The organism is Nostoc sp. KVJ3 (assembly GCF_026127265.1).
Classification (GTDB): domain Bacteria; phylum Cyanobacteriota; class Cyanobacteriia; order Cyanobacteriales; family Nostocaceae; genus Nostoc.
The window spans coordinates 1653025-1673394 of the sequence record NZ_WWFG01000002.1 but is presented as its reverse complement, the minus strand read 5'-3'; the positions used below and the strand labels follow the sequence as shown (position 1 = coordinate 1673394).

Here is a 20370-nt window from a genome sequence, read left to right as displayed (position 1 = left end):
TATGGGAAAATCAAGTTAAGCATCAACAAATATCTTTTTGTAAATTTTTGTTCGTTTTTTAAATCGGTAATGCTTTAAAACAAACGCATTATCGTAGACATTGCTGCATGAATTAATTTAAATCTCTGTTGATTAGTCTCTGGGAATTAGCAAACAAAGGCTGATACCCTAAAAATGAACTTTTCTTTACTAAATAAAGGCTTTATGCCTTGAATAAGTGCAAGTTTAATAAAAATTGGAGGTTATAAAATGGCAATTCGGAATAACTTAGTTACCAATTTCTGGCAAAGAGTACAAAAAGATTCAGTTAGTTGGGGATCGTTAGCTCTTTGGATTAGCGCATTAGTTGTTCTATTAGTAATGCTTACCATGTTTTCTAACGCTTAGGTTATTCTAGTTCCTGGGCAACAGCCTGGGAACTAACATAGGGTAGACTTTCATCTTGTGCTAGACACAAAAAGTCTGCTATTCGGCATCTAATGGTATTTTCGCCTTTTGAAACACCTGCTCAACAGTAAATTGAATTCTTCTTCAAATTGTTCACATTCCTTGCAACACTTGCCGAATAATATTTGATGGTACTTCATCGGTAACTGTAACTACACCAATCTGCGTTGGTAAAACAAATCGCACTTTCCCCGCTTTGACTTTCTTATCTAACTGCAACGCCTCAATAATTGCTTCAATATCCACCCCAGATGGTAACTGAGTTGGTAAACCCGTTTTTTGAATTAAAGCATTTTGACGTTCCGTGTCTTCTTTTTGCCACATTCCCAAATCCACAGCAATTTGACCGGCTGCTACCATACCAATAGCTACCGCTTCACCGTGATTTACTAAACGATAACCAGTCAAACTTTCCACAGCATGACCAATGGTATGTCCATAGTTTAGAATCGCCCGTAATCCGCTTTCTTTCTCATCTTTGCCAACAACGTCAGCTTTTGCTTGACAAGAGCGCGTCAATATGGAGTCTATTAGCTCAGGTTTTACATAGCGGAGTTGGTCGAGCCGTTTACTTGCTTCCAACTGGGCAAACAATTCAGCATCCCAAATTACACCGTACTTAATAACTTCTGCCATTCCTGCCCGAAATTCGCGCATAGGAAGGGTTTTTAACACATCTGGGTCAATTAAAACCAAGCGCGGCTGATGGAATGCCCCAATCAAGTTTTTACCGTGGGGATGATTTACGCCAGTTTTGCCACCAATTGCCGAATCTACCATTGCCAAGAGAGTTGTAGGCACTTGCACAACATTAATGCCTCGCAGCCAGGTTGCGGCGGCAAAGCCAGTCATATCGCCAATTACACCTCCGCCCAAAGCCACCATAGTAGCAGAACGTTCTAGGCGGTTTTCTAAGGCAACATCGTAGAGTTTTTGGATGGAATTGAGGGTTTTGTAGCGTTCACCAGGTGGTAGGGTGCAGCTAGCAACTTCAAATCCAGCAGATTTCAGGGATGTAATTGCTCTTTCGCCATAATGCTTAAAAATCGTTGGATTAGAAACTAGCAGTACCTTCTTGCCTAGCTTCAGATTGGCCATCTGTTGACCCAGTTGATCTAAACTCGAAGATGCGTTAGCGTAGCTCAACGAAGTTATCGCAATCTCATAAGATTGCTCTGGTAAATTTACATTAATTACAGAAGTCATTGCTCAACCCCAAACAAGCGCCCGTGGGCTGTATTCTATCGCAATCTGGGGATTGGGGCATTGGGGGAGATGAGGGGAACAAGGAGGACAAGGGAAACAAAGGGGACAGGGGAGACAAGGAGAAACCCATGCCCAATACCCAATCTTCAACAACTAATGATTCAATATATTTAGGAAGTATTAGTATTGTGGAGAAAAATAAATGTTTGCAATTGCAGCTTACATCGGCTTTTTAGCTTTATTCTTTGGTTTGTCTGTTGGTCTGTTGTTCGGTTTACGGACTGCCAAGATAATTTAACTAAGACTCCTGTGGGGTGGTAGAGACGTAAAATTTTACGTCTCTACATTCAAGTTCATACTTAGATTCAGCAACGCCTGATCCTTTATCCGATCGGCACAAGTTAACTGTCTATTCTAATCGGCTTTAGCACTCTTCATTATTCTGCATTGCTACAGCAAGTTTTTCTAGATTTTTACGAACAGTAACACTACGAATATTATTTACACCCCAGACTCGCCCACAAATATCTAAAGCTTGCAAATAAAGCGGTTCTGCTTCACTATAACGTCCAGTTTCACGATAAATTTCTGCCAAATTATTGAGACTTTCGGCAACATGGGGATGATTTTCTCCCAATAGGTGCTTATCAAGTTCTAAGGCTTTTATACATAAAGGTTCCGCCTCATTATAGCGTCCTTGCTCCCTGTACATATAACCAAGAGCGTAGATTGTATCTGCTAAGAGTGGATGCGCCTTTTGCAGCAGACGCTGCTTGAGTTCCAATGATTCTAAAAACAAAGACTCAGCTTGATCGTAGCGTCCTTGAGCGCGGTATATCAATCCCAAATTGTGCAAATCTGTTGCAACATCGGGATTATCTTCTCCCAAAAATCGCTTATCCAATTCTATTGCTTGTTGCGACAAAGGTTCTGCTTCACTGTAACGCCCTTGATGATAATAAAGTAGCGCTAAATTATTCAGTATCAGAGCGAAAGAAAGATGATTTTCGCCAACCAAACGTTTTTCGAGTTCTAATGATTGCAGATACAGAGGTTCTGCTTCATCATAACGTCCTTGTTCATCATATAGTAATGCTAAATTGTTCAGACTGACGGCGACATCAGCATGGTTTTCTCCCCACAGACGTTTTCTCAGTTCTAAAGCTTGTTTATATAAAAGTTCAGCTTTACTATATTGTCCAGTAGATTTGTAGAGTCCTGCCAAGTTATTCAGGCTAGTAGCAAAAGAAGGATGGTTATCTCCTAGTAGGCGTTTTCTCAGTTCTAAAGCTTGTTTATATAAGGGTTCGGCTTCGTTGTACTGTCCTGTTGCCCGATATATTCCTGCTAAATTGTTGAAGCTAGTAGCTAAGTCTATTTGCAAACCTGATTCATTTTGTAATTCAATCGCCTTTTGCCAATACTTTATTGCTAATTCCTGTTCTTCTTGATAATTTTGAGATTCACCCCGATCTAATCTACTACGGTAAATATCGCCCAATCTTGAATATAAAGTGGCCAAGGTTGGATCTTTAGTTCCCCGTTCCTGTTCTATTTTCTCAATTAGTCTTTGTAAATCTTGAATGGGCAAGAAAAAGGGGTTATTTTCATTAGTATCTGTACTGGCTAATTCTGTATCTCGAAAAACGAAGCGTATAGGTTCTAATTCTTTACCAGGAATAGCATTCGTTTTTTTAGATTCAAACCGAAATACACCATTCCGCCAACTCCAAAAGTCAGGAGCTTTTTTAATCAGGTTCACTAAAATCTGATTAGTTACCCAAAGGACGATCGCAAAAGGAAACTCGCGCAATCCTTCCCTTGTCCACTGTAAATAACCAAAAAATTTCTCCTGTTCTGATTGCTCTTTTCCAAGTCTAAGAAAATAAAGTTGTTCAGCCCCCGTCACGGTGATCGCTGCTGGGTTTTGCTGACGAAGATATTCTTCTTGTTGTACTAGTTGATTAAGAGCAGCTTTGAGGCTTGGTTCCTGACGTGCTAAAGTTACTCGATATGCACGGAAAGCGGGTTGTAGTTCGGCTTCATATTGGGCAATAATCTCATCCCGAAAGCTAGCATCATCGCAAACTGCAATCAGTAAATTTAATCCCCGCTTTTGAGCTTCAATAGAAACAATTAAATCATCATAGGCATCTTGATTTTCTCCCTCGTTATCTAATAATTCTTCATTTAACATTAATAGCTCCCTGTCTTTTCAAGCTTTCAATAATAATTGGATGAACATCGTACCAAGTTTCATCAGTACGATATTCTAGAACATACAGCCCGTGTAGCAAATCCAAAAACTCTGCTTGTTTGGGATCATTGGGCATAAATTGTTCATAAACACTCTGCAAAATATCGATATCAACCTTTCCTAAACGAATGGAAAAATCATTGCGGATTTTATTGATTGCTTGAAGGAGAATTTTATCATCAATAATAACCTCTGCTGAAGGATTTCGTCGGATAGTCCGCAAACAAATACGGCAACATTCCTTAGAGATCCGAATTAACTCTCGCAATACGCCACCACTGTAAACCACAATTTTCTCAGCCGTTTCTGGGGCGATTAATTCGCCGGGAATCCGCTTTTGTAAAACTTCACCGAGAATCTTCGTTGCTTCAGGACGAGGTAGGGCATTAGGAAAGCGATTTTTACCTTTATCAAAAATTTTTAAGACTGGCATTGCCACAACCTGATCGTTGGTTTCAGTGGTAATTATTGTGCTGATAAATGTTTCTCGAAGTACGGCAATGGGTATAGTATAAATAATTTGAAAGTTAGGTTGACAGAGAGCTTTAATGTTATCTCGATAAATTTCGTTAACTCTTCCTAAGTCAAGTTTATCTAAGTCATCAATAATTACTAAAACATTTTTTTTAGTTGCAGCTTGAATTAGAGCAGCAATTTCATTAATTCTGGCAACTAAATCTGATAATTTGCGTTCAAATTCTTGCTTAATTTCATCCCGAACGCTAGCATCAGCTTTTAATTTAGAACTAATTAACTTGAGGAGGTCAAAACCTATACCAGCTTCTGCCTGTAAATTCAATTCTTCAGTGCGAGTGCGAGTAGCAAACCACTTATAAAGAGCTTCTTTAGTTGATTGCGGAATATCAACTCGGCGTGCTTCTGCCTCTGTCATTAAATTAACTGCGATCGCAAACAGGATATTAATATGATTAACCGCCGACATTTCAATTTTGTCAGCAATAGAAAAGAGAACTACAAAATATTTATCTTGAATTTGGCGGCTAAACTCAGCTAACAAAGTAGACTTACCACATCCCCGATGTCCTGTAAAGACAATTTTGCCATCTCCATTAGGACTATCTTCCACTAATTGGTTCAGGTCTGCAATCAAATCATCACCATATTCGACTCTAAATCTTTCCATTTCGTTCCGTTCCATCAACGGAAATAGTTCGAGATTGCTGTATGCTTCTTGAAAGGAGTTTAATAAGTCTTGAGACATTGGATAGTGCTGTAAAGGTGCTAACTATCCATATAATGGCTCATGATTTTTGAAGTAGAAGTTCAGGTAATTTCAATTTTCCTAACTCCATTAATAAATGACTACTAGGTGATACTGTCTTATATTTTTCAAGAGGATACTTTCTCTTTTACAATCCCAACGGATAAACAAGTAATAGAAGTAAATATAAATAATAATGAATGATAGATTATACATTAGATAAATATAAATAAATAATAGATGATACATTTGAAATAGTAAAAGTTACCTAACAAATCAAAAAAAATAAATTTTCTCTTAAGGGTAGGTAGAGGGGACAGAAGCAGTTTTATTTTAATTAGTCTAGCGATGTCTACGACGGGCTAGGGCGTGTTTTCAAAGTTTTAGATCCCCCCAACCCCCCTTAAAAAGAGGGGCAAAGAGTCTCCTAAAGTCCCCCAATTTATCGGGGGATTTAGGGGGATCTAAAAAGTTAGGAGGCTAAACGAGCAGTTTGAAAACACACCCTACGCCTATGCACCAACTAGCAAATAACGATGGAGATGCTGAGTGCGATCGCAAAAGGACTAGAAAGTTGTTGCAGACTTAACTGTAGATTGGGTTGTAGCTTGCTTCCACGAAGTGGTACGAAGTGAAACCCAACATCAGCGTTGCGTATTGTGATGGATAATGTTGGGTTTAGTTCCTCAACCCAACCTACGAATTACTACGAGTTATTTTTTCAAAAAGTCGGGAATGTCGTAAAATTTTGAGTCGAACATGAGATTAGCCAGATTTGAGGATTTTAATCAGTCCAGCGATCGCACCAACTACGATGGAGATGCTGAGTGCGATCGCTAGAGGACTATTTCTAGATTGGACAGACGCAATTTTGTTCTATAATTATAGATTTTCAATTTCGCATTGCTTATGAAACTACGCTCGTATATGGTTATCGGGTTTTTACTCAGCCTTCTCCTAAGCATTGTGCCTTTTTCGGGCAATTTAACCAATGCTGCAACACCGACAGCAGTCACACCTGTATCTGCCCTCTCATTTACCCAAGGGGTAACAAAAACGGTATTAGACAACGGCTTAACGGTGTTGACAAAGGAAGTCCATACCGCTCCAGTGGTGAGCGTGCAAGTTTGGTATAAAGTTGGTTCGCGTAACGAAGTTAAGGGAGAAAATGGCATTTCTCACCAGCTAGAACATTTGATGTTTAAGGGGACAACTGACCGTCCTGTGCAGTTTGGCAGGTTGTTTAGTGCCTTGGGTAGTCAGTTTAATGCTTTTACTAGCTATGACGAAACAGCTTACTTTGGCACAGTGCAACGAGACAAACTCGAAGCATTATTGACACTAGAAGCCGATCGCATGGAAAACTCCTTAGTTGGAACTGAGCAACTAAAGAGTGAAAAGCGGGTGGTAATCTCCGAGTTACAAGGGTATGAAAATTCACCAGGCTATCGCTTAGATCGGGCAGTGATGCGAGATGCTTTCCCTACTAGAGCTTATGGCTTACCTGTGGGAGGGACAAAAGCTGATGTAGAAAAATTTACGGTGGAGCAGGTGCGGAATTATTACCAAACCTACTACAGCCCAGAAAATGCCACATTGGTGATTACAGGGGATTTTGCCACAGAACCTGTACTCAAAGTTGTTAAAGCAGCCTACGGGAAATTGCCAAAACGGGGCAAAGGGTATGCGGCAGTCCATGACGCAAGGCAAGCACTTGATAATTTCTCTGCATCTTCTTCAATTGCGGACGCTTCTCCAGCTACCCCTGTTGCGAAAAAAGCACCCATCGTCCTAAAGCAACCTGGAAGCGCGGCACTACTACAAGCAGTGTATCCTCTGCCAGATATCAAGCATCCTGATGTGCCGGCAATTGATGTGATGGATGCCATTCTCACAGGTGGACGCAGTTCCAGACTTTACCAGGCTTTGGTGGAATCGGGACTCGCTAGTTCAGTCAGTGGTGGGGCGGCTGAACTTATAGAACCAGGTTGGTATGATATTAGTGCTACGGCGGCTCCGGGTCAAGAGTTAGGGAAAATTGCCCAGGTGCTTCAGGAATCTTTAGGAAAGTTGCAACAACAGCCTGTAACTACAGAAGAATTGAAGCGAGCGAAAACGCAACTGCAAGCATCGTATATTTTGGGTAATCAAGATATCACAAGTCAAGCTACCCAACTGGCATATAACCAAACGATCGCAGGTGATTATCATTTTATTGAAAAGTATCTGGCTGCGATCGCTAAAGTTACCGCAGCCCAAGTTCAGCAAGTAGCCAAAACTTATCTCAATCCAGCTAAACAAACCATCGGCTTCTTTGAGCCGACTCAACCAGATGGTAAACCAGGGACTTCTAGCGCTGGTTCTGGGCGGACGGTGGAAAACTTCAGCCCCGGTAAACCTGTAGATCCAGCAGAACTAGCTAAATATCTGCCACCTGCCACATCAGCTACAGATTCGGGCAAACAATCACTACCAGAAGAGTTTACCTTAAATAATGGTTTGCGGGTTTTGTTATTGAGCGATCGCAGTCTCCCCACCATTAACTTGAGTGGACAGATTAACGCTGGTACTGAATTTGATGGCAATCAAAAAGCTGGATTAGCGAATCTGACTGCGGCCAACTTAATGAATGGGACGCAGACTAAAAATGCTTTGACCCTAGCAAAAACCTTAGAAGACCGAGGAGCCGATTTAAGCTTTAGCACCAGCCGCGAGGGAGTTAGCGTTAGCGGTCAGGGACTTTCAGAGAATCTACCGATATTGATTCAAACTCTGGCAGATGTATTACAAAACGCCACTTTCCCTGCTGACCAGTTAGAACTCAGTCGCCAGAGGGCACTGACAAGTCTGAAAGTCCAGCTAGATGACCCTAGAGGATTGGGACGACAAGTATTCCAGCAGACAATTTACCCAGAAAATCATCCATTCCATAGTTTTCCCACCTTCGAGAGTTTAAAAAGCATTACTCGTGATGATTTGCTTAGTTTTTACCAGACACACTACCGATCGGATGGCACAACGATCGCTTTAGTTGGAGACTTTGATGAAGTTAAGGTAAAAGCTTTGCTAAATCAGGCGTTTGACAAATGGCAAGCCACAGGTAAGCCACCTGTGCTAAAAATCTCATCCGTGCCATTACCGCAAACTTCGACACGTTTAAATAAAGTAATTCCCGGTAAAACCGAGGCTGTTACCTACATCGGCTATAATGGCATATCTCGAAAAGACCCACGTTATTATGCAGCAGTGGTGCTAAATCAAATTTTGGGTGGTGATACCTTATCGAGCCGTTTGGGTACAGAAGTGCGCGATCGCCAAGGTCTAACCTACGGGATCTATAGTGGTTTTGCTGCCGGAATCAACCCCGGCCCGTTCTTAATTCAGATGCAGACGGCACCTGGAGATACCCAAAAAGCGATCGCTAGTACTCTGGCTTTACTTAAACAGTTGCGCGATCAAGGAATAACTGAAGCGGAATTGAATACGGCAAAACGTTCAATTACTAATAGCTACCCCGTGGATTTAGCTAATCCTAGTGATGTATCAAGCATTATTTTAGAAAATTCTGTATTGGGACTTTCACGCTCGGAAATCCGTGAATTTCCCCAACAGATTCAATCAGTCACTATGACTCAGATCCAAAAGGTAATTGAGGATTTAATTAAGCCAGAAAATCTGGTAATTGTCACCGCTGGGCCTGGTGATACTCTACCCAAAGGCAGTTAATTAACATTAGTGAATTTTAGATTTGGGATTTTGAATTCTTCCTTCATCCCAAATCTAAAATTAAATGACTCTCAATACTGCTCGGTTAAGGTGCATAGTCATCAGAGATCCCCCTTAGTCCCCCTTAAAAAGGGGGAAAATAAGGCATTTTTAGCCCCCCTTTTTAAGGGGGGTTGGGGGGATCGACTCTTAACCGAGCAGTATTGAAATGACTCTTATCACAATACTGTTTAGTTAAGGCAAGAGACGCGATAAAAAAGACGCGATAAATCGCCGTCTTTACAATAATCAGTTCTTTGTAGAGACGGCGATTTATCGCGTCTATTTATGTCATTGCGAGCGTAATGAAATGTAGTTGCCTCTGTAGGTTGGATTTCGTGCCTCAACCCAACCTATGCTGGTTTTAGTTTTTGGCTTTAACTGAACCATATTGTTAATAGTTAAGTTTATTTGAGCCAACCTACTTATATTTGCATTTAGCATCAGGATCTATTTTTCCTGACTCGGTTCTTCTTCTTTCTTTTCTTTTACAACTTGAGTGGCGTATATTTCTACATCTCGTTGAATAATATCTTCTACATTACTGGCAAAGATATTAAACGCCTCATTGTGGCTTTTATAATTACTATAAGGGCCTGTTAACTGTGAAAATTGCCACCCTTGGCTTTTCAAAGATTCGACTGTCCGGCGATAGTGTCGCCAACGTTCTCCATAATGAAAAAACTCTTCAATAGCAGCACTAATAGCAACTACTTGACTCAAGCTAAAAGTTGACCAGATAATGACATTCTTGACTCTATCGTTAACTTGGAGAGTACTATTAATGTTTAGACTTACCAGTGTCGGCAGAATTACACCACCAACAATAGTTGTTATCCGCAACCAATAATAGCGATCGCGTGAGAAATTCGCCTTACCTTCCATCCAGAGTACTTGGTCTAACCAGCGCGATCGCAAAAAATGTCTTTGCACATCGCCTAAGTTAATCCCTTCAAATAACTTGTTAAAATCTTCCTTTAAAAATTCTGGATAACTATCTTTTTTTGGCATTATTCACTCCTAATTGAAAGCAAATCCTTAATTATTTTTCCTAAATTTTCAACTTTATTCTCTATGTCGATTAAGCTAATGTATTGTAATATACCAGATTTAGCTAACTTTTTAGCTCGCTCATCGGTAGCCTGTCCACGCAAGGCATCTGCAAGGATATCTGCGGTTCTACCACTACCAGCAATTACAACAACTAACCTGCCACTATTAACACTAGAAAAGGCATCTTCAAAGGTAATCTCACCACCGTTTAAAAGTATAGTCAATGAAGGTGCGTTATCGGCCAGCACAGTTGCAACCTGAGATATCCAAGGAGACTCATCGCCCCAATTATCGCCAGGAACCAGCACAAAATGAGTGTGGTTTGGTTCTAACCGTGTTAAATCAGCAGCAAGTTCTTGTTGATTAGGTAAAACCACTTTATTTTCAGGTGTTACACCAATCAAAGCAAACTTAGCCCCTATCTGGGTACGAGCCTGACCCATGAGTTGCATGATTCCCACATCCGTACCTCCATCCACCACATAAGCTCCCAAACTTTCGGCGATGGGGGCTAAAATTTCCGTAAACAAGCGTTGAATGCGGAGAAAGTCGGTTTTACTAATATTACTTGCACCCCCTACCACCACTAAAACAGAACGCGAACCGCCAAGCCCGATTCTCTCAAGAGCATCCGGTAATTCGGCTTGTCGATCAACTCGAATCGCTAATGCTGTTTGTCCGCTATCAAAGGTTAGTTTCAAAGAATTGTTCATTTGTCAACAATTTTGACTGCTTAAGTTTTCCAGGTTAGAACTTCGCAGTCATGTTCCACAAGCGTATTACCCACAGTTAATTGCTGAAGCGTTCAGCTTTTTGTCCTACCGAGGAGCGATGTCTCTGACGGGCTGTTCGGTGTCGCCAGAAGCTTTATTTAGTGGAGTTTCAAAAAGCAAGGTTATGATGATTAATGCATTAATCTAGCTTACGCCTAATAATAAATAAGTTGGCACAAACAAATCTCCAGAATACGGAGACGGTTAATCGCCTCTGTAGAACTGTTAGGTGCTGCGTCCAACCAAAATCAGCCGTTGTACAAATTTCCATAAGGATAATTGAAGTGACTAGGACTAATTCAGACTTTCTTTCCTCCAGCGATCCAGCGATCGCGGGGCTAATCAACGACGAACTACAACGTCAGCGAGATCACTTAGAGTTGATTGCTAGTGAAAACTTTACCTCGGCTGCGGTACTGGCGGCTCAAGGTTCGGTACTGACAAATAAATATGCCGAAGGATTACCTGGTAAACGCTACTATGGCGGTTGTGAATTTATCGACAAAATCGAGCAATTAGCGATCAATCGCGCTAAACAGATATTTGGTGCTGCTCATGCCAATGTCCAACCCCATTCTGGCGCACAAGCCAATTTTGCTGTGTTTCTGTCGCTCCTGGAACCAGGAGACAAGATTATGGGGATGGATTTGTCTCATGGGGGACATCTCACCCACGGTTCACCTGTAAATGTCTCAGGTAAGTGGTTCCAAGTTAGCCATTACGGTGTCAGTCAACAAACAGAACAACTTGACTACGATCAAATTCGGGAGCTGGCGCTAAGGGAGCGTCCTAAGCTCTTAATTTGTGGTTATTCAGCTTATCCCCGTGTAATTGATTTTGAAAAGTTCCGTAGTATTGCTGATGAAATCGGCGCTTACTTACTTGCCGATATTGCTCATATCGCTGGTTTGGTTGCTAGTGGGCTTCATCCCGATCCCATTCCTCATTGTCATGTAGTAACAACAACTACACATAAGACTCTCCGCGGCCCTAGAGGTGGTTTAATTTTGACCAGCGACGCAGAATTAGGTAAAAAACTAGATAAATCTGTTTTTCCTGGCACTCAGGGCGGGCCATTGGAACACGTCATTGCTGGTAAGGCAGTAGCTTTTGGAGAAGTCCTAAAGCCTGATTTTAAAACCTATTCTGCCCAAGTGATTGAAAATGCCCGTGCTTTGGCAGAACAATTACAAAATCGGGGTTTAAAATTAGTGTCAAATGGCACTGACAACCATTTACTCCTCGTAGATTTACGTTCTGTCAATCTAACTGGTAAGCAAGCGGATCAGCTAGTCAGCAGTGTGAATATTACTGCTAACAAAAATACTATTCCCTTCGATCCGCAATCGCCATTTGTTACCAGTGGTTTGAGGTTAGGTTCGCCAGCAATGACCACGCGCGGCTTAGGAGTAGCAGAATTTACCGAGATTGCAAATATTATTAGCGATCGCCTACTTTCTCCAGATTCCGACGTAGTAACCCAAGATTGTCGGCAACGGGTAGCAGCATTGTGCGATCGCTTCCCCTTATATCCTCACCTGGAAATTCCAGTACCAGCACTAGCCTGACATGATAGTTAGGAGTTAAGAGTTAAGAGTGATGAGTTTTAAGTTTTGAACTCCTAACTTCTAACTCTAACTTCTAACTTCTAATACCAATTTTTTATGAAGCTGCATAGAATTTGATCCCCCCTAGCCCACGCCAGTCGCTCCACTACAGCGCTTCGCGCATCCTGCGGCGGGGGAGACCCCAAGACCGCGCTAGCTCCCCTTAGTAAGGGGGGAACCGGAAAAACATCTATCAAAGTCGCCCTTTTTAAGGGGGATTTATGGGGATCAAAATATGTGCAACTTCACATTAAATTGGTATAATTCCTAACTCCTAACTTCTTACTATTCCTTCCAATGAGTGCAGAAATTATTTGTGTTGGTACTGAACTGCTGTTAGGAGATATCCTCAACGGCAATGCTCAATTTTTAGCGCAACAATTAGCGCAGTTAGGTATCCCCCACTACTATCAAACAGTGGTTGGGGATAATCCAGAACGGTTAAAGCAAGTTATAGAAATTGCTATTTCCAGAGCGCAAATTCTCATTTTCACTGGTGGACTCGGCCCGACACCAGATGATCTCACCTGCGAAACCATCGCCGATTTTTTTAAAACCCCTTTGGTAGAACACCCAGGAATCATCGAAGATATAACCCAGAAATTCGCCCAACGCGATCGGGTTATGTCACCCAGTAACCGCAAACAGGCTTTGATTCCCCAAGGTGCAGAAATTCTCCCCAACCCCACTGGAACAGCACCCGGTATCATTTGGCAACCCCGTCCTGAAATCACTATTTTTACCTTTCCTGGTGTTCCCAGTGAAATGTACCCGATGTGGGAAGAAACAGCCGTCCCATTTCTCAAAAGTCAAGGTTGGGGTAAAGAAATTATTTACAGCCGGAGTTTAAAGTTTTGGGGTATTGGTGAATCTGCTTTGGCAGAAAAAGTTGCTTCCTATTTGAAGTTGCCAAATCCCACAGTAGCCCCTTATGCAGGTAAGGGGGAAGTAAGATTGCGAGTTTCTGCTAAAGCGACTTCCGAAGCAGCCGCAGAAGAACTAATTGCGCCCATTGAGAAACAACTTAAAGAAATTGCCGGACTAGATTTTTACGGCGTTAATAATGATACTCCTGCTTCTGTTGTTGGTCAGTTATTGCGGGCATCAAAAGAAACGCTTTCAGTGGCAGAATCTTGCACTGGTGGCGGTTTAGGGCAAATGTTAACTGAGATTTCTGGAAGTTCTGATTACTTTTGGGGTGGAGTAATTTCTTATGACAATTCGGTGAAGGTTAGATTGCTGGGGGTTAACCCAGAAGATTTAGATAAATTTGGGGCGGTAAGCGCTACCGTTGCAGAGCAAATGGCAATTGGAGTCAAAACTCGCCTTGCAACAACTTGGGGATTGAGTATCACTGGTATTGCTGGCCCAACTGGAGGGACAGATACTAAGCCGGTAGGTTTAGTTTACATTGGTTTAGCTGGGCCAAAGGATGAAGTAGCAAGTTTTGAATATCAGTTTGGTACAGTGCGAGGACGCGCTCTAATTCGTCATGTGAGTGCGAATGCAGCGTTGGATAATCTGCGCCGGAAATTGTTGACAAGGTAGGTAACTTAAGAGCGCGGTATCCGCGTCTCTATCCTCCTACCCAGAGTAGGGACTTCCGCAATTGGGTAAAAATATCTGTAAAGATTTTAACAAATATCGCATTTTAGTTTGCGATCGCTAAAATTCAGTCCCCAGAAGTCTATTAACACGAGATAATAATAAACTCACACCACCCTTAGCTGTTGTCCCATCACCGATTACAGAACTTGTTCTGGCCTTGGTTTAGGTAATTAATTTCACAGCCACAGGGTCGAATTCTGCAAGTAGTTCTGAACCAAATCATGAAAACATCCGCCAAATTGCTAGCTCATCTCGACTCTTATTACCAGCAAATCAAGACAATCATCCTGACTCGACAGAATCCGATTACTGGTTTACTACCTGCGAGTACAGCAATTACAGCCCACGGTGATTATACTGATGCCTGGGTACGAGACAACGTTTACAGCATTTTGGCAGTTTGGGGTTTAGGACTTGCATACCGCAAGATTGACGACGATGAGGGACGCACTTATGAACTAGAACACAGTGTCATTAAACTGATGCGTGGGTTGCTGTTTGCGATGATGCGACAAGCTCATAAAGTAGAGACATTTAAACATACTCAGTCGCTACTGGATGGACTGCACGCCAAATATAATACCGCGACTGGTGATATTGTTGTTGGTGATGACGAATGGGGACATTTGCAACTTGATGCTACATCCATATTTTTGCTGATGTTGGCACAAATGACCGCAGCCGGATTGCAAATAATTTATACAGTTGATGAAGTAAATTTTGTCCAAAATTTGGTTTACTACATTGGACGAGCTTACCGCACCCCAGATTACGGCATTTGGGAACGTGGTAATAAAATTAATCGTGGTACCGCTGAGTTAAATGCCAGTTCCGTAGGTATGGCGAAAGCTGCTTTAGAAGCTATTAATGGACTGGATTTGTTTGGTGTGCGTGGTAGTCAAGCATCGGTGATTCATGTGTTACCAGATGAAATCGCCCGTGCCCGGATTACTTTAGAATCTCTATTACCAAGGGAATCTGGTTCCAAAGAAATCGATGCGGCGTTATTGAGTATTATTAGTTATCCTGCCTTTGCAGTGGAAGATTTGGAGTTACGCGATCGCACTTTAAACGATATTATCAATAAACTCGCAGGTAAATATGGCTGTAAACGCTTTCTGCGTGATGGACACCAAACCGTTTTAGAAGATAATCAGCGCTTGCACTATGAGCCGTTAGAACTCAAGCAATTTGAGCATATTGAATGTGAATGGCCGTTATTTTTCACTTATTTAGTTCTAGATGGATTATTTCGTGGCGAGCAAGAACAGGTTAAAAAATATCAAGAGCTTTTAGAATCATTACTCATAGAACAAAATGGTTTACGTTTATTGCCAGAACTTTATTATGTGCCAGCAGAAAATATAGAAGCAGAAAAGTTAGCACCCCAAACGCAACCACGTTTACCCAATGAAAATATCCCCTTGGTGTGGGCACAGAGCTTATATTTTCTCGGCAAGATGTTGAGTGAAGGGTTACTTGCCGTTGGTGATATCGACCCTTTGGGAAGACATTTATGTGTAGGAAAACAGCGCGAATCGTTGGTACAAATTGCTTTATTAGCAGAAGATGAAGACTTACAGAAGAAACTAGAAGTTCATGGAATTGAAGCCCAAACACCTACCCAAGTAGAACCGATTCAGGTGAGAGAAGCTGGAGAATTTTCGGCTATTTATACCCAAATTGGCCGTAATGATAAACTTGGTTTAACTGGACGACCAGTCCGGCGGCTGAGGAGTTTGACAACATCTAGAATCTTTCGGATTCGTGGTGAAACAATTGTCTTTTTGCCTGCATTCTCAGATTCTCAACAGTTTTACTTAACTCTAGATTACCATTTTCTACTAGATCAAATTAGAAGCGAACTAGCTTACATTCAAAAATATTGGAGCGATTTAGGTCGTCCAACTCTGACTTTAATGTTGACGCACACTATGTTAGAAATCGGTTCGGAAGCATTATTAGAATTGATGCAAGAACTGAAAGATGGTGTTTGTAATGGTGTGCGGGTAAAATTAGGGCGGCTAAATCAGTTAATGCTGACGGCTGGAATCCAAAGAATTGATTTTCTTCCAAATGCCGAATTTTCCCTATCACCTGTGAAAAATGCCGGGCCACGTTGCTATTACCTGGCTTATCATCCTGAAAAAAACTGGCGCTTAGGACATACTCAAGAATTTCAAATGGAGTGTGAAACCAACTTCGGATTATTGCTTTCTTATCTGCGTTCATCAGAAAATATCCACGAGCAAATTGAGTTATTGCAAACTTTAACTCGCTTGCAGGGAATGGAATTTGATACGGGGTATGGTGGCCCAGGATATCCTGTCACCGTAGCCGATTTACTCGATGAAGTTTATACCAAAGCTGGAGATTTAGGTATTTGGGCGGTAGTGCGTCGGGCTGCGGGGTTACGCCTTATGGTTGATATCAGCTTATCAGATGCAGTAACGAGTATTTTGGTAAGGGGTAAGCAAATTGCTGTGGGTAAAGCTTACAGTGAAGCGTCGTTAATTACCGTACCCATGCCCCACGATGAAATTGCCGATAAAATTAGTCATTTTTGTCGTGAGGATATCCGCGATCGCGTCCTCACACAAGAGATTTTAATCTATCTTGGTGTATTAATTCGCTCAGAACCCGAACTATTTCAAGGATTACTGACCTTAAGAGTTGGCTATCTCATCTTATTGATAACCAGCGAACTAGCGCGGGAACTGTATGTTACCCAAGATGAAGCTTACGATCGTTTAATGCAACTTTCACCCTTTGAAGTGAAAATGCGCTTGCGTCAGGTATTAACTGGATATACTGGCATGAGTAACCTGTTACGTCAGCAAGAATCACTGCACGTTAAGCAAAAAGAAAGTGATATTGCTTGGGTAGTGTCGCCAGCTATTGAGGAAGAAATAGAAGTCCCGCCAGGGGGGTGGCGACGGTTTCGCCAAGCTGAAGGTGCAACGGGGCGCGTACCAAAAGAATTTTTTAAGCAGGTTTGGTTATTAATGCAACATTGCAAGGGTCTAGTAATTGGGGATAAGCTAGAGCGGCGCAATCGTTTAGACAGTGAGATAATGCTGTCAGAAATGACCGCTGGAGAAAGAAATTTTGCTTTATTAGTGGAGCATTTGCTGAATAAAATCGAAGCTCCAGAATACCGCCAAGTTAATATTGAAGCATTAATAGAATTAGGAGCGATCGCAGCTAATAATCCCAAGCTGCAAATCGAAGAATATATCGTGTTGGATGTGTTGATTGGCCATGCAGTCCGATTGGCGTGGCTAGAAAATCATAGTCAACGCAGCGATCGCTATGATGAGGATAAGGCAAGTGCATGGCGATCGTTTTATAATACTTCTCCTAGAGATTGTGCTAGTTATATCCTTAAAGCCTTCCGCTTCTTGACAAAGTTTGGCGAAGTCAGTGCAGCTTAATTTAGGATAGGTGTAGGTTGCGTTACACTATGTTCACAAATCTAAAAAGGCTTTCTCTTATTTTTAATGAGGGTTAGGAAGCATCAAGCCCTAACCCAAGCTTATTGTAAGAAAAAGCTAAATTATAAAATGCGATCGCACTCAAGCCAAAAATCACAATTGCTTACTTTGGATAAAATTTGTCATTACTTGACAATCATGAGCGTGACTATAAGTCGTCCAAGTATTAAGGGACTTCCAAGAAATAAATTATCCAAATAAACGAACCACGGAGACACAGAGAACACAGAGAGAGGAGGAATAGAGAGAGTTTTTGCGTCAGTTTTGGAACATTTTTTTATTTGGAAGTGCCTATTGAAGAAGGCATCTATGCTGAGGGCAGAGGGCAGAAGGAACTTTTTCGTTGGGGATTCAGACCCCAACCAATTGTAAGCACCGTATAGACGGTGGGGTTTTATACCCAAGTTCGGTTCGGTCACAGGCAGAGGGAGGAGGCAGTATTCCCTTCTGCCTTCTGCCTCCTGCCCTCTGCCTTTCTTGATAAACTAGACTTTATAAAGATCCTTTAAATGACCTTTAATTAACTTTGACTATTGTAAAAAAATATCCCCTGCTTCAGGAGTGCCGTTGTGAGCAGACAGTAAAAGCAGGGGGTTTATTAAATTTTATTTTATTGACAAAACTACTTAACCGAAACAGCATCAACATCAATAGTACTTCCAGTAGACTGAGAACCCTCAGCACTATCAGCTACTTCAGTTTCCATATCACCCTTACGAGCTTTCCACCCCTCAATCACCAGCCCAGACACCTCACTAACTAGCAGGGTTAAAAGGAAAACATCATCAATCTGTCCCACAATGGGTATAAAATCTGGGGCAATATCAATTGGGCTGATCAAATAAACCAACGTTCCTAAAATTACCCACCAACGGTACTTGGGGTTACGAAGCAAATTGCGATACCAAGTGTAAAGTGATTGGATTGAAAATTTCATATTTTGAACCTCCAGTTATCTTTAATTTTGACAAATAATCCTCAAAATTCCCGGTGGGAATAACCGTCCTAGTTATTCTGGAAGACGCTACTCGTAATTTTTTACCAATTATCATCGAAAAACATGGGGGCAAATTGGAATGTTTCTATCCTCTCGGTAAAAAAAAGTGAGTTGCTCGTTCAATTACCTACCCAGTAGCAGGTTTGTCCAGCAGTCTAAGTCAAATAGGCTATTTTTACACCGTCTTTTTAGGTTTTCGAGAAATTTATATTTTGGAAGTCCCTCATTTTGCATTAATCTCTAGAATTAAAATGCCTTAGCACATTTGCTCTAGTCGTGGTGGGAGGAAACTTAAACAGTGGATATTTTAGATTTATTTTATAAAGGCGGGCCAGCGATGTGGCCTCTGCTAGTCCTGTCGGTTCTATCTCTGAGTGTGATTTTTGAGCGTTCGTGGTTCTGGTTGCGAATTTTGACTCAGGAAAAGCAAATAGTCGATCGCATCCTCGATGCTGCTCAGGATAATTGGCAAGTAGCGGCGGATATTGCAAGACAAGCAAGTAATCAACCTGCTGGACGTTTTCTCTACGCTCCCTTACGTTTAGCCAAAAGTGATGCGGAAACCTTTCGACTAGCATTGGAGGCTTCGGCAGAAGACGAATTGGCTGGAATGCGCCGGGGCGAAAAACTTTTAGAAGCCGTAATTGCCCTTGCGCCCCTATTGGGATTGTTGGGTACAGTTTTGGGTTTGATCAGAGCTTTGCGAGCAATTCGGATTGGCGATTTAGGAACTGAATCTACAGCTGGAGTAACAACTGGTATTGGTGAATCGCTGATTGCTACGGCAACAGGGCTAATAGTTGCGATTATTAGTTTGGTGTTTTACCGCCTATTTCAAAGTTTTGTAGTCAACCAAATCAAAGTTTTTCGGAAGGCAGGGAATGAGATGGAATTGCTCTACCGCCAGTCCCCGCCTGATTTTAGTAATAATACATCAGCAATTGTGCCGGAAAATTTCACTCCGCCCCGCAAGCCAGGAAAAACAAAGTTTCCTGAACCTCCTGAACCCCCCAATACAGCTAATTAATAGTTAATAGTTCAATCCCTAAGCCAGGCATTTAAATTGAGAAAATGAAAGTTAATCTCCATACTCCAATTGAAGAAGTTCAAATTCAAATCATCCCTTTAATTGATGTCGTTTTTTGTATCCTGACGTTTTTTTTGTTAGCGGCATTACAATTTACGCGCCAACAAGCAATAAATGTTGATTTGCCCAAAGCCAGTTCCAGTACGATATCTGGAATCACATCACAGAATGGAAGTCTGATTGTAACTATCGATGCCGTTGGCAATACTTACATAGAAAAACAACCTGTAAAACGTGAGGATTTGGAACAGAGTTTAAAACAGTATCTTCAAGCAAACCCTAGTGCTGTTGTGGTACTAAATGCTTCGCGGACAGCAACTTACAATGATGTCATTGAGACATTGGATTTACTGCGGCAAGTAGGAGGCGATCGCGTTTCTTTGGGGATTATTCCTGGCCCATCTCAACCACCCATAAACAACTCACTCAACCAGCCGAATATTCCCTCTTTCCCAAGCAATCCTGGTGCTGCACCACTTCCAGGTATCAATCCCGAAGGCAATATTACCCCTAAATTTCCCCCAGCACCTAATTCTGTACCCTTTCCTAGCGTCAATCAGCCTCAAACAGGACAAGGTATCAGTCCTATTAATCCTGGTATTTCTAACCCACCGGCATCCCAAGCGCCTGTAGCACCTAAAAAAACCCAACCTACTCTTAAAAGATGAGATAGAGGCATTGGGAATTGGGCATGGGTTTCTCCTTGTCTCCCTTGCCCCCCTCATCTCCCCACTCCCCACTCCCCCTGAAGCTTTTTACCAAATCCTAAAGATATCTAAAACAAAATTCGATTAGCGATTAAATTTCTGCTAACTTACAAATAATTGGTTGAGCTTTAAAGATTTTTCCACCGA

The 20370-nt window shown here is 41.8% G+C and carries 14 protein-coding genes; 8 read left to right on the top strand and 6 right to left on the bottom strand.

Going from position 1 to position 20370, the window contains the following annotated elements:
* Positions 1-540 precede the first annotated feature (540 nt).
* Entirely contained in the window at positions 541-1653 is a 1113-nt protein-coding gene (aroB, locus tag GTQ43_RS23240) for a 3-dehydroquinate synthase (protein WP_265275092.1), read from the bottom strand.
* A gap of 202 nt (positions 1654-1855) precedes the next feature.
* Between aroB and GTQ43_RS23235 the strand changes: the two genes are divergently transcribed.
* Positions 1856-1951 (top strand): cytochrome b6-f complex subunit PetL, encoded by a 96-nt coding sequence (locus GTQ43_RS23235; RefSeq protein WP_094332720.1) that lies wholly within the window; start codon positions 1856-1858, stop codon positions 1949-1951.
* A gap of 126 nt (positions 1952-2077) precedes the next feature.
* On the opposite strand, the gene GTQ43_RS23230 is transcribed toward GTQ43_RS23235, so the two are convergent.
* A complete protein-coding gene (locus GTQ43_RS23230; protein ID WP_265275091.1) occupies positions 2078-3850 on the bottom strand; it encodes a tetratricopeptide repeat protein in 1773 nt (590 codons plus the stop codon).
* Positions 3840-5132 (bottom strand): ATP-binding protein, encoded by a 1293-nt coding sequence (locus GTQ43_RS23225; protein ID WP_265275090.1) that lies wholly within the window; start codon positions 5130-5132, stop codon positions 3840-3842. Before GTQ43_RS23225 ends, GTQ43_RS23230 begins: the two co-directional genes overlap by 11 nt.
* Before the next feature lie 775 nt (positions 5133-5907).
* Here GTQ43_RS23225 and GTQ43_RS23220 point away from each other — a divergent pair.
* The gene (locus GTQ43_RS23220; protein ID WP_265275089.1) at positions 5908-6045 is read left to right on the top strand and encodes a hypothetical protein; all 138 of its coding nucleotides are present in this window, start codon (positions 5908-5910) and stop codon (positions 6043-6045) included.
* Complete coding sequence (locus GTQ43_RS23215) at positions 6042-8858, top strand: M16 family metallopeptidase (RefSeq protein WP_265275088.1); 2817 nt, start codon at positions 6042-6044, stop codon at positions 8856-8858. The genes GTQ43_RS23220 and GTQ43_RS23215 overlap by 4 nt, the downstream gene beginning before the upstream one ends.
* Before the next feature lie 489 nt (positions 8859-9347).
* Here the strand turns inward: GTQ43_RS23215 and GTQ43_RS23210 are convergent, their stop codons facing one another.
* Together GTQ43_RS23210 and GTQ43_RS23205 are read right to left on the bottom strand one after the other, a co-directional pair.
* Positions 9348-9908, bottom strand: coding sequence for a DUF4231 domain-containing protein (locus GTQ43_RS23210; RefSeq protein ID WP_265275087.1), 561 nt, complete (start codon positions 9906-9908; stop codon positions 9348-9350).
* Positions 9908-10663, bottom strand: a complete 756-nt coding sequence (locus GTQ43_RS23205; RefSeq protein ID WP_265275086.1) for a hypothetical protein — start codon at positions 10661-10663, stop codon at positions 9908-9910. The genes GTQ43_RS23210 and GTQ43_RS23205 overlap by 1 nt, the downstream gene beginning before the upstream one ends.
* A 344-nt stretch (positions 10664-11007) precedes the next feature.
* On the opposite strand from GTQ43_RS23205, the gene glyA reads away from it, so the two are divergent.
* The 3 genes from glyA (at position 11008) to GTQ43_RS23190 (ending at position 17372) form a co-directional block, all read left to right on the top strand.
* On the top strand, positions 11008-12291 hold the full coding sequence (gene glyA, locus GTQ43_RS23200) for a serine hydroxymethyltransferase (RefSeq protein ID WP_265275085.1): 1284 nt from the start codon (positions 11008-11010) through the stop codon (positions 12289-12291).
* 336 nt (positions 12292-12627) lie between these two features.
* Positions 12628-13878, top strand: coding sequence for a competence/damage-inducible protein A (locus tag GTQ43_RS23195; protein WP_265275084.1), 1251 nt, complete (start codon positions 12628-12630; stop codon positions 13876-13878).
* A gap of 281 nt (positions 13879-14159) precedes the next feature.
* Entirely contained in the window at positions 14160-17372 is a 3213-nt protein-coding gene (locus GTQ43_RS23190) for a glycoside hydrolase family 15 protein (RefSeq protein ID WP_265275083.1), read from the top strand.
* A 682-nt stretch (positions 17373-18054) separates the two neighbouring features.
* Here the strand turns inward: GTQ43_RS23190 and GTQ43_RS23185 are convergent.
* The gene (locus GTQ43_RS23185) at positions 18055-18369 is read right to left on the bottom strand and encodes a YkvA family protein (protein WP_265275082.1); all 315 of its coding nucleotides are present in this window, start codon (positions 18367-18369) and stop codon (positions 18055-18057) included.
* A 358-nt stretch (positions 18370-18727) separates the two neighbouring features.
* On the opposite strand from GTQ43_RS23185, the gene GTQ43_RS23180 reads away from it, so the two are divergent.
* Positions 18728-19456, top strand: coding sequence for a MotA/TolQ/ExbB proton channel family protein (locus GTQ43_RS23180; protein WP_265275081.1), 729 nt, complete (start codon positions 18728-18730; stop codon positions 19454-19456).
* A gap of 44 nt (positions 19457-19500) precedes the next feature.
* Positions 19501-20184 (top strand): ExbD/TolR family protein, encoded by a 684-nt coding sequence (locus GTQ43_RS23175; protein ID WP_265275080.1) that lies wholly within the window; start codon positions 19501-19503, stop codon positions 20182-20184.
* Positions 20185-20370 lie beyond the last annotated feature (186 nt).

Coding starts and splice junctions, on each gene's coding strand:
- GTQ43_RS23215 (WP_265275088.1), top strand. CDS start 6,042: ATGAAACTACGCTCGTATATGGTTATCGGGTTTTTACTCAGCCTTCTC.
- GTQ43_RS23210 (WP_265275087.1), bottom strand. CDS start 9,908: ATGCCAAAAAAAGATAGTTATCCAGAATTTTTAAAGGAAGATTTTAAC.
- aroB (WP_265275092.1), bottom strand. CDS start 1,653: ATGACTTCTGTAATTAATGTAAATTTACCAGAGCAATCTTATGAGATT.
- GTQ43_RS23235 (WP_094332720.1), top strand. CDS start 1,856: ATGTTTGCAATTGCAGCTTACATCGGCTTTTTAGCTTTATTCTTTGGT.
- GTQ43_RS23195 (WP_265275084.1), top strand. CDS start 12,628: ATGAGTGCAGAAATTATTTGTGTTGGTACTGAACTGCTGTTAGGAGAT.
- GTQ43_RS23185 (WP_265275082.1), bottom strand. CDS start 18,369: ATGAAATTTTCAATCCAATCACTTTACACTTGGTATCGCAATTTGCTT.
- GTQ43_RS23190 (WP_265275083.1), top strand. CDS start 14,160: ATGAAAACATCCGCCAAATTGCTAGCTCATCTCGACTCTTATTACCAG.
- GTQ43_RS23225 (WP_265275090.1), bottom strand. CDS start 5,132: ATGTCTCAAGACTTATTAAACTCCTTTCAAGAAGCATACAGCAATCTC.
- GTQ43_RS23205 (WP_265275086.1), bottom strand. CDS start 10,663: ATGAACAATTCTTTGAAACTAACCTTTGATAGCGGACAAACAGCATTA.
- GTQ43_RS23230 (WP_265275091.1), bottom strand. CDS start 3,850: ATGTTAAATGAAGAATTATTAGATAACGAGGGAGAAAATCAAGATGCC.
- GTQ43_RS23175 (WP_265275080.1), top strand. CDS start 19,501: ATGAAAGTTAATCTCCATACTCCAATTGAAGAAGTTCAAATTCAAATC.